General features: G+C 72.8%; 10 protein-coding genes and 1 riboswitch. Of the genes, 7 read left to right on the top strand and 3 right to left on the bottom strand.

Annotation, left to right across the window (positions count from 1 at the left end; all coding sequences use genetic code 11):
- Position 1 precedes the first annotated feature (1 nt).
- The 4 genes from ACH442_RS32430 to ACH442_RS32415 are packed head-to-tail and all read left to right on the top strand — an operon-like array spanning position 2 to position 5,793.
- The gene (locus ACH442_RS32430) at positions 2-1,330 is read left to right on the top strand and encodes a hypothetical protein (RefSeq protein WP_396341943.1); all 1,329 of its coding nucleotides are present in this window, start codon (positions 2-4) and stop codon (positions 1,328-1,330) included.
- Positions 1,331-1,351: 21 nt separating this feature from the next.
- Entirely contained in the window at positions 1,352-3,391 is a 2,040-nt protein-coding gene (locus tag ACH442_RS32425; protein ID WP_396341942.1) for a hypothetical protein, read from the top strand.
- Positions 3,388-4,446 carry an aminotransferase class I/II-fold pyridoxal phosphate-dependent enzyme gene (locus ACH442_RS32420; RefSeq protein WP_396341941.1) on the top strand — a complete coding sequence of 353 codons (1,059 nt, stop codon included), beginning with the start codon at positions 3,388-3,390 and terminating at the stop codon, positions 4,444-4,446. The genes ACH442_RS32425 and ACH442_RS32420 overlap by 4 nt, the downstream gene beginning before the upstream one ends.
- Positions 4,447-4,497: 51 nt before the next feature.
- The gene (locus ACH442_RS32415) at positions 4,498-5,793 is read left to right on the top strand and encodes a M20 family metallopeptidase (RefSeq protein WP_396341940.1); all 1,296 of its coding nucleotides are present in this window, start codon (positions 4,498-4,500) and stop codon (positions 5,791-5,793) included.
- Here ACH442_RS32415 and ACH442_RS32410 read toward each other — a convergent pair.
- The gene (locus ACH442_RS32410; protein WP_396341939.1) at positions 5,717-7,078 is read right to left on the bottom strand and encodes a sigma 54-interacting transcriptional regulator; all 1,362 of its coding nucleotides are present in this window, start codon (positions 7,076-7,078) and stop codon (positions 5,717-5,719) included. The genes ACH442_RS32415 and ACH442_RS32410 overlap by 77 nt on opposite strands.
- Before the next feature lie 295 nt (positions 7,079-7,373).
- Here ACH442_RS32410 and ACH442_RS32405 point away from each other — a divergent pair, with 295 nt between their 5' ends.
- Complete coding sequence (locus ACH442_RS32405) at positions 7,374-8,615, top strand: hypothetical protein (protein ID WP_396341938.1); 1,242 nt, start codon at positions 7,374-7,376, stop codon at positions 8,613-8,615.
- A gap of 73 nt (positions 8,616-8,688) precedes the next feature.
- Positions 8,689-8,770: riboswitch (SAM riboswitch) on the top strand.
- Positions 8,771-8,814: 44 nt separating this feature from the next.
- On the opposite strand, the gene ACH442_RS32400 is transcribed toward ACH442_RS32405, so the two are convergent.
- Together ACH442_RS32400 and ACH442_RS32395 are read right to left on the bottom strand one after the other, a co-directional pair.
- Positions 8,815-9,321 (bottom strand): GNAT family N-acetyltransferase, encoded by a 507-nt coding sequence (locus ACH442_RS32400; RefSeq protein ID WP_396341937.1) that lies wholly within the window; start codon positions 9,319-9,321, stop codon positions 8,815-8,817.
- A 5-nt stretch (positions 9,322-9,326) separates the two neighbouring features.
- Positions 9,327-12,389, bottom strand: coding sequence for an amidohydrolase family protein (locus tag ACH442_RS32395; protein ID WP_396341936.1), 3,063 nt, complete (start codon positions 12,387-12,389; stop codon positions 9,327-9,329).
- A 50-nt stretch (positions 12,390-12,439) separates the two neighbouring features.
- Here ACH442_RS32395 and ACH442_RS32390 point away from each other — a divergent pair, with 50 nt between their 5' ends.
- Together ACH442_RS32390 and ACH442_RS32385 are read left to right on the top strand one after the other, a co-directional pair.
- Positions 12,440-13,321: an LLM class flavin-dependent oxidoreductase gene (locus ACH442_RS32390; RefSeq protein WP_396341935.1), complete on the top strand. Its 882-nt coding sequence runs from the start codon at positions 12,440-12,442 to the stop codon at positions 13,319-13,321.
- Between the two features lie 472 nt (positions 13,322-13,793).
- Positions 13,794-14,417 (top strand): PilZ domain-containing protein, encoded by a 624-nt coding sequence (locus ACH442_RS32385; protein ID WP_396341934.1) that lies wholly within the window; start codon positions 13,794-13,796, stop codon positions 14,415-14,417.
- Positions 14,418-14,419 lie beyond the last annotated feature (2 nt).

The raw sequence follows: 14,419 nt of genomic DNA, 5'->3' as shown, positions 1-14,419 counted from the left end.
CATGAGCGGCTCGGCCATCGCCTCGGGGCTCATCGAACAGGAGGCCCGCGCGCTGCTGACCCGGCTCGCCCGGGTGCGCCCGTTCGCCCTGCACGAGACGATGGTGCCGGCGGCCGCGCCGGCCCCGGCCGCCCAGGTGCGCATCGAGCGGTTCCTCATCGACGGCCGCGCGCACCTCGGGTGCCAGGTCGTGACCTTCCTGCGCTGGATGCGCGGACCGGGGCGGCAGGCACCGGTGCCCGAGAAGCAGCGGCGCCTGACGCTCATCCGGTTGCGCTTCAACGACGTACTGTCGCAATTCGATCTTTTCACCGAAGTGATCACGCAGCGTAGTGAACACGAGACCGGTGTCTGGTTGTCCGGGCTGGACGTCCTGGCGCGCGACGCGCTCGGCCTGCCCGGCGGCTACTTCGAGCCACCGCCGGTGATCTGCTACCTGGCCCGCGGGCCGGGAGCGGCGATCCGGCGGGCCCGGACCCGGCTGCCCGGCGGCGACGAGAACCCGGTGGCGATCGTCCGGGTGCCGCGCGAACGCATGGTCGGTCACGGCATCGGCGCGTCGCTGGTGCACGAGGTCGGTCACCAGGGCGCGGCGCTGCTCGACCTGGTCCCGTCCCTGCAACCGGTCCTGGCGCACGCCGCCGAGACCGGCCGGGGCGCCGACCGAGACGCCTGGCCGTGGTTCGGGCGCTGGATCTCCGAGGTGGTCGCCGACCTCTGGGCGGTGGCGCAACTGGGCATCGGCGCGCCGATGGGACTGATCGGCGTGGTGAGCCTGCCCCGCTGGTTCGTCTTCCGGTTCGGCGGCGAGGACCCGCACCCGGTGCCGTGGATCCGGGTGCTGCTGAGCTGCGCGCTCGGCGACGCGCTCTACCCGGACCCGCAGTGGCGGGCGCTCGCCGACGCCTGGCGGGCGATGTACCCGCCCGACGGCCTCGACGCCGAGCACCGGGCGCTGCTGGATCGGCTCGTCGAAGCCCTTCCCGCGTACGTCGATCTGCTGCTCGCCCATCGGCCGGGAACGTTGCGCGGTGCCCGGCTGGGTGAGGTCCTGCGCCGGCCCGACCGCACCGCCGGCGCGCTGCTGCGGACGTTCGGCACGTGGCGTGACGACCCGGGCCGGCTCTACGCCGCGGCGCCGTCGGTCACGTTCGCCGCGCTCGGCCAGGCCCGGGCCGCGGGCCGGCTCACCCCGGAACGGGAGAGCCGGATGGTCGGCGACCTGCTCACCCAGTGGGCGCTGCGCAGCACCCTCGACACGTCGGCGATCTGTGCCGGCCGCGACACGACGCCCGCGCTTCCGCTGCGGGTACCCCTGTCCATCACCTGACCCGCCGGAGGCGCGGACGCCATGGCGTACCAAGGAACGTACGACTATCACACCATCTGCGAACACAAGCGTCCGGTCGTGGCCGGCACGGTGGTGAACTTCGCCATCGACCCCGAACCGGACTCCCGCAACCACACCTTCGAATGGCAGGTCGAGGGACCGTTCACCGGCATGGTGCAGCGGTACCCGGGCCGCCGGACCTTCGACTGGGACACCGACGGGCTGCGGGCCGGGACGTACCGGATCTCCGCCCGGCTCTTCCCGGTCCTCGTCGAGACGAACTCCGCCGACGGCGGCAGCAACGGCACCACCGGTTCCACCGGCGCCTTCGACCTGCCCGGATCGGGCGGCAACCGGGGCTTCTCGGCGGTGTCGGTGTCCACCCCGCCGACCGGCACGACCCCGCCGCCCGGCGACATCGAGACCGAGCCGTGGAGCATCCAGCTGACCCCGGCCCCGGCCGGTCAGGACGGGCCGCTGCCGGTCAGCCTGCAGCGCACCGCCAACGTCGAGACCATCGACCAGGCGCTGTGGGTGATCATCCGGGACCGGACCAACGCCATCGGGTTCCGGCCCTACAAGGCGTTCATCGACGCCGTGATGGGCACCGACAAGGACGTCGTCACCGGTGCCGTCACCGGGTCGCTGCCGTTCCGCGGCGGCGACGCGTACGCGCTGCTGAAGTTCGCCACCGACGCGTTCCTCATGCAGGAGGTCGGTGTCCTCGACCCGCTCGGGGTGGTGCGCGCCGGGCTGGTCCAGCCGTCGGCGCTGTCCCGGCTCAACTCCGACCTGGCCCTGCAGAGCATCTCCGACCAGCTCGACGACCCGACCCAGGCCGAGGCGCTGCGCCTGCAGGAGGAGCGCCGGCTGGGCCGGCCGTTCAACCTCAACGAGCTGCGCCGGCTGCGGGACAACTACTTCGTGGCGCTCAAGGGCGAGATCCCGGACCCGCGGGTGCTGCCGTACCTGCAGGTCATCCGGGAGCGGCTGGCCGACATCCCGCTCAAGCCGCCGGGATCGGTGCCGGACAGCTCGTACGGCATCCTGCGCTCACACCTGACCGCGCCACTGGCGATCGAGCTGTTCTGGTCGTACTGGCTGGAGGAGGGCATGCTCGCGCAGGCGATGAACGCGATCCTCGCCCGCTTCGAGAACCGCCGGATCCGCGCCGACGGCCGGCCGGACCCCCTCGCCCGCTACGACATCGACCCGCTGCGCCCGCTCGGCAACATCTTCTGGGGCTTCGCCCAGGACGAGGTGCACCGGCTCACCGTCCGGCGCCGCCACCTGGAGTACGAGCACGAGTACGGCCTGCCGCTGCACGGCCGCGCCCTGCGCGACGCGCCCCAGCCGGTGGACCGCCGCTCGCGGTTCCTGGAGTCGTTGCACAACCTGCTCTACCTGTGCCACGACTACTTCCGGCAGGACGACGACACCACGATCATCGCCGACGGCTTCCCGATCCTCAACGCGCTGCGCGAGACACATCTGCTGCTCGCGGAGGGCGCGCACAACCAGTTCGGGGACCTGCCGTCGACGGCCCGCTCCGAGATGATGATCATGCAGTGGCTGCTGGCCCGGCCGGAGATGCGCGACTTCCTCGGCGGCCGGACCATGGTGCCGTACGAGGAGGCGTGGATGGACCGCGTCGACTCGATGAAGTCCATGCAGGAGTGGACCGACGTCAGCATCACCCACTTCCGGGACCTCGCGGTCTTCGGCGAGCAACTGCTGATCTCCGTCCGGTACGGCAACTGGAGCGTCGAGAACGACCCGCAGACCGCCGCGAACTGGGCCCGCTACTGGCGGGCCGAGATCCAGCGGTACGTGCACGCGTACCGGGCCGCCACCGGCGTGGACCTGACCGAGGAGATCGACGCCACCCCGCCGGCCGTGCTGCTGCGCCGCAGGCAGGGTGACGGCGGCCGCCCGCAACTGGACGGCACGCGCCGCCCCGCCCTGGACGGCTCCCGACGGCCCGCGCTGACCGGCCGGCGCGAAGGAGGTCAACCGGCGTCGCGGATGCGCGCACCGGCGGGCGAACTGGAACACGGGTGAACGTCGTCGACTTCACGTCGGCGCTCTACCTGGACCTGCGGCACCCGAGCCGCTGCCTGGCACCCTGGCAGCGGCTCACCACCGGGGTCCCGGCCGCGCTGGCGGAGGCCCCGGGCGTCGCGGAACTGTCGGCCGGGCTGGCCCGCCTGCTCGGCCGGCCGGCCGCGACCCCGGCCCGCTCCGGCCTGCACGCGATGCTGGACGTGGTCGGTGCGCTCGGTGACGGCGCCACCGTCTGGTGTGACGCCGGGGCCTACCCGACCGCCGTGCAGGCGGCCCGCGCGGCGGGACGCCGGCCACGCACGTTCACCCACCACGACCCGGCCGACCTCGCCCGCCGGATGACCGCCGGAACGGGCCGGCCCCTGGTGCTCTGCGACGGATACTGCCCCGGGTGCGGGACGGTCGCGCCGCTCGACGCCTACCTGCGGGTGGCCGGACGGGCCGGTGGGCTGGTGGTCGTCGACGACACGCAGGCGGCCGGGGTGCTCGGCCACGGGGCGGGCAGCCCGGCCTGGCTGGGCGTGACCGGGCCGGGCCTGGTGACGGTCGCGTCGCTGGCCAAAGGGTTCGGCGTACCGATGGCGGTGGTGGCCGGGGACCCGCACCTGGTTGCGCGGGTCCGGGAACGCGGGCCCGCCCGCATGCACGGCAGTGCTCCTTCGGCGGTCGATCTGAGGGCGGCGGATCATGCCGTACGCCGGAACGGGTTCGACGGTGATCGCCGGCGGGAGCACCTGCTGACCTCGGTGCGCCGGTTGCGGGAGGGGCTCGGCGCGCGTGGCGTGCGGCTGACCGGGGGACTCTTCCCGCTGCAGTCGACGCCGGCGCAGTCGGTGCCGGCCGCTGCCGCGCTCACCTCGGCGCTGCTCGAGCGCGGTGTCCGGGCCGTGGCGCACCGGCCGCAGTGCCGTCCCGCCGCGGCCGTGGTCAGCCTGCTGATCACGGCGGCGCACCGCGCGGGGGACATCGACCGGGCCGTTGCCGCGCTCGCCGCCGAACTGCCCGCGGTCCGCAACGGACACGGCGGACTCCTGACCGGAGTACGAGCATGAACGCCGGTCGGAGGCACGCGACTCGTCGAGGCTCTCAGCCGGGAGGCGATCATGAACACTGACCGGAGCGAGATCCGGCGCCGGGTGTGTGCCGCGGTCGACGCGCACGGCCGCGACCTGATCGCCTTCTCCCACGACCTGCACGCCCACCCCGAGCTCGCCTACCGGGAGCATCGCGCGGCGGCACGCCTCGCCGACCGGTTACGCCGTGGCGGGCTGACCGTCACCGCACCCGCCTACGGCCTGCCCACCGCGGTGGCCGGGCACGCCGGCGAGCGCGGCCCCCGCGTGGTCCTGTGCTGCGAGTACGACGCGCTGCCCGGCATGGGACACGGCTGCGGGCACAACGTCGTCGCCGCGGCCGGCCTGGGCGCGGGCCTCGCCCTCGCCCCAGTGGCCGGGGCGCTCGGCGGCCGGGTCACGGTGCTCGGCACCCCGGCCGAGGAGGGCGGCGGTGGCAAGATCCTGCTGGCCGGGCGCGGCGCGTTCACCGGGGCGGCCGCGGCGATGCTGGTGCACCCCGGGCCGTGGGAGACGGTCCGCCCCCACATCAACGCGATGGCCGGCCTGCACGCCGTCCTGCGGGGCCGGGCCGCGCACACCGGCATGGACGCCGAGCACGGCGTCAACGCGCTCGACGCCCTGGTGCTCGGCTACCTCGGCGTGTCCGCGCTGGCCCAGCGCCTGCCCGGCACCGAACGGGTGCACGGCGTGATCCTCGACGGCGGCCGTACCCCCGGCGTCGTACCGGCCCGCGCGTCGGCGGTGTTCCTGGCCCGCGCCCCGTCGATCGGTCAGGCGCGGGAGTTGCGACGCCGCGTCGTCGCCTGCCTGGAGGGTGGCGCGCACGCCGTCGGCGCCCGGCTGGCCGTCCGGCGGCTGTGGCCCGAATACCGGGAGATGCGGCCCAACCCGCCGCTGGCCGGGGCGTTCGCGGCCAACCTGCGGCGGCTCGGCCGGTCACCGCTCCCGCCGGAGGAGATCCCGGCCGGGCGGGCCGGGTCGACCGATCTCGGCGACGTCAGCCACCTGGTGCCGGCGCTGCACCCCAAGCTCGTGATCGGACCGCCGGAGGTGGCCCAGCACACGCCCGGGTTCGCCCGGCTGGCGGCCGGACCGGCGGCGGACCGGGCCGTGCTCGACGGCGCCAAGGCCCTCGCGATGACCGCCGTGGACATCTGGCTCGACGCCCGCCTGCGTGCCGCCATGCAGGCCGCGTCCCGGCCCTCTCCTGAACGGCCGTCTCACGACCGGCCTTCGGGAGCAGCGCTCAGTCCGGCACCGCTGACAGCGCCGCCCGCGCGTCCCGCCACCCCGCGCGCCGCAACTGCAGTGCCCGCTCGGTGACCCCGAGGCGGGCGGCCGCCTGACGCACGTTGCCGCCCGCCTCGTCCAGCGCCACCCGCACCGCCGCGTCGGCCACCGCCTCCCTCAGCTCCCGCAACCCCATCCCGGTTCGCAACGCCCGGTTCACCACCTCGTCCAGGTCCGTCCCGTCCTGCTCACCGGGCACGCTCAGCGGACGTTCCTCCTCGGGAACGTCCCCCGCCGTGATCGGCCCCGGCCCCACATGCCGGCTGCTGAGCCGATGCGTCAACTGCCGCAGGTCCCGCACGTTCCCCGGATAGTCCCGGTGCAGCAGCAGATCCCGGACCAGCGGGTCCAGCCCCGGCGCCGGCCCGTCCGGGTTCAGTTCGGCCAGGAAGTGCTCGGCCAGCGGCAGTGTGTCCCCGGGCCGGTCGCGCAGGGCCGGCAACCGCAGCGTGGTCGCCGCGATCCGGTAGTAGAAGTCCCGCCGGAACCGCCCGGCCGCCTGCTCGGCGACGAGATCCCGGTTCGTGGCGCAGACCAGCCGGAACCGGGTCGGCTGCCAGCGGTTGCTGCCGACCCGCTTGAACGTGCCCTCCTGGACCACCCGCAGCAGCTCCGACTGCAGCTCCAGCGGCAGTTCGCCGACCTCGTCGAGGAACAGCGTCCCGCCGTTGGCCAGCGCGAAAGCCCCGTCCCGGGCCACCGAGGCCCCGGTGAACGCGCCGCGTTCGTGGCCGAAGAACTCGCTGCCGGAGAGCGTCGGCACCACCGTGGTGCAGTCCACGATCACCAGTGACCCGCGGTCCGGCCGCGGATCCAGCTCGTGGACCAGCCGGGCCAGCAACTCCTTGCCGGTGCCGCTCTCGCCGATCAGCAGCACCGGCGCGACCGTGTACCGCGCGACCTCCACCACCCGGCGCAGCACCGCCCGCCACGAGCGGCTGCGCCCGATCAGGCGCCCGGCGACGGCCGGACTGTCCAGCAGCGCGTCGACCTCCGCCCACCGGGTGAGCCGCGCGACGATCGCGTCGGCCCGGCCCGGTTGCCAGCCGACCACGTCCGCGGCCCCGGCGTGCAGCAGCCGCCACGCGTCGTCGGCGGCCGGCTCGTGTCCCGGACTCGACAGTACGAGCATCCGGGTCCGGCCGCCGTCGCTGAGCCGGGTCACCGCCGCGACGGCCTCGGCCATCGGCGTGGACGGGTCCAGCAGAAGCACGCCGGGCCCGCCACCGGACCGTTCGGAGCGCGTCACCCCGGCTGTGACCAGCGCATTCTCGATGTCGGTGCCGACCGCTCCGCCGAACCACGCGCTGACCCCCATCACGTCAGTGTCGGCCGCCGGACGTCCCCGCAGAAGTGACCGCTTCGTGCGTCGCACATTCTGACGACTGGTGACGGTGACACGAACGAGCTACACCGGAGGAGAGACCGGCGGCGCGGACCGCCTGGCGCTCGGTGCCGGGGCGTTGACTCCCGGGCCGGCCGCCGGCGGCGGGTCGTGCCGGCGGCCGGTCCCGGCGAGGGGGTGCCCTCGTGGCCGGCCCTGGTGGAGGGCGGTCGGCCGGAGCGCCAGCGTGCGCCTCGATCCCGACGACCAACCGACCGGAGCAACAGTCATGAACAATTTCGTCACCGAACCTGACAACGTCACTCCCGAAGAGGTGAAGGCAGCCGAGAGGATCGACAAGGAGCAGTTCGACAAGGCCCCGCTGCTGGCCGACATCATCAAGGACAAGGGCAACACCCTGACCGAGGCCGAGGTCCGGGCGATCGGCTCCGTCCTGGACGGCCTGGCCCGTCGTCCCGTCATCCGCCTGCTGGCCCGGCAACCGCACATCGCCGGCAGCTGCGTGGAGCGTTACGTCGCCGTCTACCCGGACGCCTCCCAGCGGACCGCTCAGCGGGGCGCCGACTTCGTGTGCGCCCGGATCGAGGACGCCGGCCTGCCGGAACACCTGGAGAAGGTCGTGCCGGTCATCCCCGGCTCGCCCTGCCAGGGCGGCAGCGTCGACCTGGGCGCGCTGGCCGTCCCGGAGTTCAGCAGCACCATCGACCCGAAACTGATCACCGCCGCGGCGGCCCTGGCCGACATCACCACGGTCGGTGACGCCATCGGCGTCTTCGAGGCCCGGGCGGCGCTGGTCAGCCGCTGGGCTGCCGGCGAGTTCCGGTTCACGAGCGACCGGGTCGAGACCCTGCTCTACTGCCTGCTGCGCGAGCCGCGGGACCTGACCGACGCCGATCGGCGCGGAGTGCAGGCCCGGGTGTTCGGCACGCCCGGCGCACCGGCCGGGACCGAGGCCAACCCGGCTTTCCCGGCGCTGTTCCAGGGCCTGGTCACAGCCCTGGTGAGTTTCGACCGCGAGCAGTACAGCACCGGCTACCCGGCCGGTAGGACGCCCAGCCCGGCGCAGGCCCGGGTCGCGGCCGAAGAGGTCCGCTACAACCTGGACCAGGCGGTCACCGGCGTGACCGGCCGCCAGATCCGCGACCTGCGGGCCGAACTCGACCGGGCGTTGTTCCTGCTGAAGAACGACGAGGTGATCCAGCAGGTGGCCGGCGGCGACCGGGACGGCATCTGGGCCGTGGTCAGCCGGCTGGTCGACCGGAACGGCGCCGGCTCCCGGGATCTCGTCGCGCAGTTCGCGGCGATGAAAGCCCGCCGGGCCATCTTCGCCTGGCTGGAGTTCGAGCCGGGCGTCGGCGGCGACCCCGAGAAGCAGGCCTTCGAGGCCGCGGTCGAGGCCGCCGTGACGCTGCGAGCACTCGAATCGGTGCCGCAGCGTCAGCAGATCCCCGCCACGATGAACGGCACCGACGGTCACGTGCCGCAGCGGCTGACCACCATGGCTCGCTGATCCTCGGCGAGGTCCGGCGGCGCAGTGTCGCCGGACCTCGCCGGAGTGCGACACCTCATACGGTGGCCGCCAAGGTCATGAGTGCCGGCGCAGAGCCCCGGCTTGCTGGCCGGCCACCCTCCAGCTTCACGGGTGGGGTGCCCCGGGTGACGACCGGGGCCCGTCGCGCGGTGCGCGGCCCCGTTGCCGGGCCGGGCTGTCACAGCGCCTTGCTGTAGATCCGGTACTCGGCCGGCCCCGTCAGCAGCGGGGCAAGCTGCGGATATTGCTCCTCCAACCGCCCCGCCCCGTGCAGTTGATACCCCAGCCGCGAGTACCACCCGTGCAGGAACTCTTTCGACTCCAGCCGAAACCCCCGCGGCACCAGCAGTTCGAGCCGCATCGTGTGATCGCCGAGCGACCGGCAGTGCTCCTCCGCCCACCGCACCAGCCCACCCCCGATCCCTTCACCGCGCCGCGCCGGGTCGGCGGCCAGCATCCCGAATTCCCCGATTCCCCCCGGTATCCGGCGGACCCGCACCACCCCGGCGAGCCGCCCGTCCCGTACGTCGGCGAAGACCTCACCCGCCTGGACAAGCTCGGTCACCTCAGCGACGCTGGTCCGATCAGTCCCGTCCTGCCACAACCCGCGCTCGGACTCCCGGTAGACCAGGTTGACCAGTGCAGCGGCGGTGGAGACGTGTTCCGGGGCGAGCGGCGTGATCATCCGCCCTACATTACGTCCGAGCAGCAGGCGTGCCGGCTGTGCTGCACATACGCCGGGTCGTGCCACCAGAACGCGGCCGGCGCCGGTTCACCTGCGATCGGGCTCTCGGCCGGCCCCGACCGCGGCGCGACGAACGGCGCCAGCAGCGAGGGCACGTCGTGCAGAACCCCGGCCGCCATCACCCGACGTACGTTCGCCGCCTGCTCGATATCGGTCAACGGGTCACCACCGAGGATCGCCAGATCCGCGTAGTACCCGGGCGCGACCCGCCCGATCGGCTCGTCGAGGAACTCTCCAGGTATCCGGGTGGCCGTGCTCAGCGCCTCCCACGGCGTCATCCCGTAGGCCACCATCGCCCGCAGGTTCAGGTGCGTGCTGACCGCGTTCGGCGAGATCGGCGAGTCGGTTCCGGTGATGACCCGCCCGCCTCCGCGCAGGACTCGGGCCACGTGTGCCACCTGCCGCGCGAGGTTGCGCCGGTTGACGGTCTGGTCGGTGGTCCGGGCCTCGTCCGCGATGGCTCGCAGCGCCGCCCGTTCCCAGCTCGGGTAGAGCGTCCGCACCCGCACGTCCTCCACGAGCGTGTCGTCGTCGCCGAGCAGCACGACCGCCCCGAACAGGGTGGGTGTGAGGGTCGCCCGGCTGTCCACGAAGATCCGGGCCACGTCGGTGTACGCCGACCCGAGCGCCGTGACCGTCCGCGAGTACCCGAACCGGTTGGTCGCCCCCACGTGCTCCTGCCCGTCCCCACCGAACGCGAAAGCCGGATAGTGGTAGTGCGACGTTGCGTGAATCCCCCGTCGATGCGCCCACGCGATGACCCGCCGCTGCCGTTCCGGCGACAACCGCACGTAGGACTTCATCAGGTCGTAGTCCAACGCCCCGGCCCGTGACAGTTCCAGCGCCACCTGCGCATCGCTGAACGTGGGCCGCATGAAGTTGTAGAAGATCCGCGCCCCGTCCACGGCTTCCCCGGTAGCGAAGTAGCGCGGTCCGATCCGAGCCCCCGATTGGATCGACTCCCGTTCCTCGACCATGTGATAGGCCGGGCTGCCCGGCGACCGCGTGGTCGTGATGCCGAGCGACAACCACAGCCGCCCCTGCCGGCCCCCGTACGCATATCCCTGCATCTCCCGGTGATGATGCATGTCAACGAGGCCGGGCGTGACGACCGAGTCCCGCGCGTCCACCACCCGCCCGTCCGCCGGGACGGAGGCGCCCGCCGAGACGATCCGATGCCCTTCGACCACGACGGTGACGTCCCGCGCGAGCGTCCGGCTCACACCGTCCCACAGCCGTCCGGCCCGGATCACGGTCCGTCCCCGCGGCGCGGTGTTCGCCCAGGTCAACTGCATCGGCACGTCGCGCGCCGCGCCGCCCCGGGCCGGCACCAGCCGCAGTCGCCCGTTGTTCAGGTACAGCAGCGCCGACGAGTCCCCGCTCCAGCTGGGCGCGTCGGTCACCTCGTCGGTGAGCTGCCGGGGTGTGCCCGCGAACGTCCCGTCGGCGTCCACCCTCACCACCCACAACACGCTCGCGACCACGAACGCCATCCGCGTCCCGTCGGGTGACCACACCGGCCCGTCGTCGCCGCGGGTCTGCAACGACCGGGACGGGAGCGGGTCCACGTACCGCCCGGTCCCGGTCTCCGTGTCCACCAGCAGGATCTTGCTGAGCCCTTCGCGGTAGCGCGCCGAGTAGGGCACGATCGCCGCCAGTGCGATCGTCCGCCCGTCGGCCGACCAGCTCGGACGCCCCGGCTCGAACGTGGCCGCGAACAGTTTCCGCACCGCCCCGCTCGCCACCTCGACGGTGTAGAGCGCCCCGGTCTGGTCGAGGAACGCCAGCCGCGAACTGTCGGCCGACCAGCTCCCGGACACCGCCGCGGCGTTCGGCAGCACGGTCAGCTGCCGGTCCACCCCGGTCGCCAGTTCACGCAGCCAGATGTCGAGTTTGCCGCCCCGGTCCGTCGAGTACGACAGGTACTTCCCGTCCGGTGACCACGCCGGATCCGACTTCCACCAGGTCAGGTCCTTGGTCAGCGGCTGCGGCGGCTGCCCGATCCGCATCGTCCAGATGTCGTTGAGCGCGCGGAACGCCACCGACCGCCCGTCCGGTGAGAGCACCGGGCTGCCGATCCCGAGCACCGGCCGAGGCCGGGTGGACGTGAAGTCACGACGGCGTTTGCGGTACTCCGGCGTGGTCAGCGTGATCGAGGCCGAGAAGCCGACCACCGACCGGGTCGCCGACCCGAGCGTCCGGCGGTGGATCGCGCCGTCCGACCCGTACAGGAAAGATCTCCCACCCGGACCGAAGGAGACCCGGAAGGGAAAGACCTCCTCTCCGGTGATCTCGGGTTTGCCGTCACGCCAGAGCTCGCTGCGGCCGTCGAGCGTGACCTGGTAGACGATGCCGGTGCCGTCCGGTGTCCACTCCGGCCCGTGGACGACCTGCCCGGCCGGCACCTGGACCCGAGTGGTCCGCGCGCCGGTGGCCGGCGAGACCACGTCGATCCGGGTGTTCGCGACGACGAACGCGACCTGCGTCCCGTCCGGTGACCAGGCCGGCTCGTACTCCTCCAGGCTCGTGTCCGTGATCGCCTCGATCGCCCCGGAGGCGAGGTCGAGCCGGTGGATCCCGTAGCTCCCGCCGCGATCACCGGAGAACGCCAGCGCCCGCCCGTCCGGCGAGAACCGTGGCTCCCGGTGATCGAACGGCCCGCTGGTCAGTTTCCGCAGCCCGGAGCCGTCGGGCCGGATCGTCCACAGGTCGAACGAGCCGGCCCGATACGACTGGAACGCGATCGCCGAGCCGTCCGGCGCCCAGTCCGGTTGCGCGATGTCGAACAGGTCCCCGGTCAGTCGCCGCGCCGTCCCGCCCGGTGCGGGCAGCACCCACAGCACGCCGACCAGGTCCATCGCGATCCGCTTGCCGTCCGGGGACAACCGGACGGCCAGGCCGGTGCCCTGGTCCAGCCCGGTGCGCCGGGCCGGCGTGGTGGCCGGGGGTCGCACGAGCGCCGCGCCGGCTGCCCCGGCCAGAAGCTGTCGTCTGCTGACTGCAGTCATCTCATTAATAGACACCTGTTGATTGGTTTGGGCAACGATAGGGTTACCGTATGCGCATCTCCATCTGGCCCGGTGCAGGTCAGCCCTGGTCCGACATTGTCGCGGCCGGACGTCACGCGGAAGAGACCGGCTGGGACGGCATCTGGATCGCCGATCACTTCATGCCGAACGCCGGCCCCGGCCGCGACCCGCTCGCCCCGACCCTGGAAGCGGGCTCGCTCGTCGCCGCTCTCGCCGCCGCCGTCCCGCGAGTCCGGATCGGCACCCTGGTCTACGGCAACACCTACCGCCACCCGGCCGTCGTCGCGAACATGGCCGCCACCGTCGACCACATCAGCGGCGGCCGCTTCACACTCGGCGTCGGCGCCGGCTGGCAGGTCAACGAGCACCAGCAGTACGGCATCGACCTGCCCCCGACCAAGCAGCTCCTGGACCGTTTCGTCGAGGCCCTCCAGGTGATCCACGGCCTGCTGCGCACCCCGTCGACCACCTTTGCGGGGGAGTACTACCAGCTCACCGACGCCGTCTGCGAGCCGAAACCGCTGCAGGACCCGCTCCCGGTCATGATCGGCGCCAAGGGCGAGAAGCGGATGCTCGACGTCGTCGCCCAATACGCCGACCAGTGGAACACCTGGGGCCTGCCCGACGTGATCGCCCGCAAATCCGCGATCATCGACCGCTTCTGCGCCGAACGCGGCCGCGACCCGAAGTCGATCCTCCGCACCGCCCAGGCCCTCACCGTCGTCGACGGCCCGCTCCCCGAAGGCCTCCCTGTGCCCGCCATCGGTGGCAGCCCGGCCAAGCTCGCCGACGCCGTCGCCGAGTACCGGGCCGCCGGCCTCGACGAGCTGATCATCCCGGACGGCTTCCTCGGCACCGGCCCCGAAAAGCTGAAGAACATGGACACCGTGCTGTCCCTCGTCCGCGCCTGACACCCTGAACGATCACATTCAAGAGCTTCTTGTCCCACGTCCGCCGTGGTCCTTCACCGTCGCTCCCGCGGGGACCCTTCCGGGCTGAGCAGGAGCGCGGGGCGCTCCTGAACGCTCAGCCCGCAAGGGCGACCTCCGTGGGTGGTCCCGCTCAGAGCACAGAACCCGCCGACGGCTTCGAGACGGCCGCCCGCAGTGACGTCCGCGGTCTGCGCGGTGCGGCACGGGGGGTCCGCTGCGCGCTTGCGGGCCGGACCGACGGCGGGCCTCGCGGAGGCGATGCCAGGGGCCGGGCTCACGACGTACCCGAGCAAGGATCTTGGAAGTGGGCGGAGCGTGAGCGGCGGCCGGGCCGCGAGACGCCGGTACCCGGATCGCAACCCGGTGACCTCTTACGTCGGCGGGCGTCGAGCCGACCTTGGACATTGACCCGCGCGGTGCGGGCCAAGGCGAGGTGAAAGGCCGACGTGTGATGGAGCTGCCCGAGATCGGTGCCCCGATGTTCCTGGCTCTCGGGGACGGCGTGAACTTCCGGTCACGGCTCGAATCCGTGGATGGGGACACCTTCAGCGTGGCTGCCCCGCTGGAGACCTCCGGCCCCACGGGGTTCCTGCCCGGCTACGAGTTCGAGTGCTTCTGGGTCCCGCCGCGCACCCGCGTCGTGATGCCGGTGCTGCTGAAGAACGTCAGCGACGAAGCCCCGTTCCGCTGGACGCTGTTCCCGACCGCCGAGCCGGTGATCAGCAACCGCCGTGAGTTCGCCCGTGGTGGCGCCGGCGCCCCGATCCGCCTGTTCGGCGAGTGGGGCCCGTCGTACCTGCAGGGCCGGATGCTCGACATCAGCGAGGGTGGCCTGCGGTTCTGGGTGCCGGAGTCGAAGATGTTCAAGGAGGGCGACTACATGCGCGCCCTGGTCTGGCTCGGTAACGGCGAGGCCGAGCTGAAGGGCAAGGTCTACGCGGTCCGCGAGGCCGGCGACGAGCCCGGTTACCACGTCGTGCTGATCTTCAAGACCGTCGACCCGCTGGCGCAGATGATCCGGCAGTACGTGATCGCGTGGGAGATCGGCGAGCGCCGCAAGGCTCGCCAGAAGTAACG

Source organism: Actinoplanes sp. NPDC020271 (assembly GCF_044388125.1).
Taxonomy (GTDB): domain Bacteria; phylum Actinomycetota; class Actinomycetes; order Mycobacteriales; family Micromonosporaceae; genus Actinoplanes.
The sequence above is the reverse complement of the archived record's forward strand: the minus strand, read 5'-3'. Positions and strand labels throughout refer to the sequence as shown.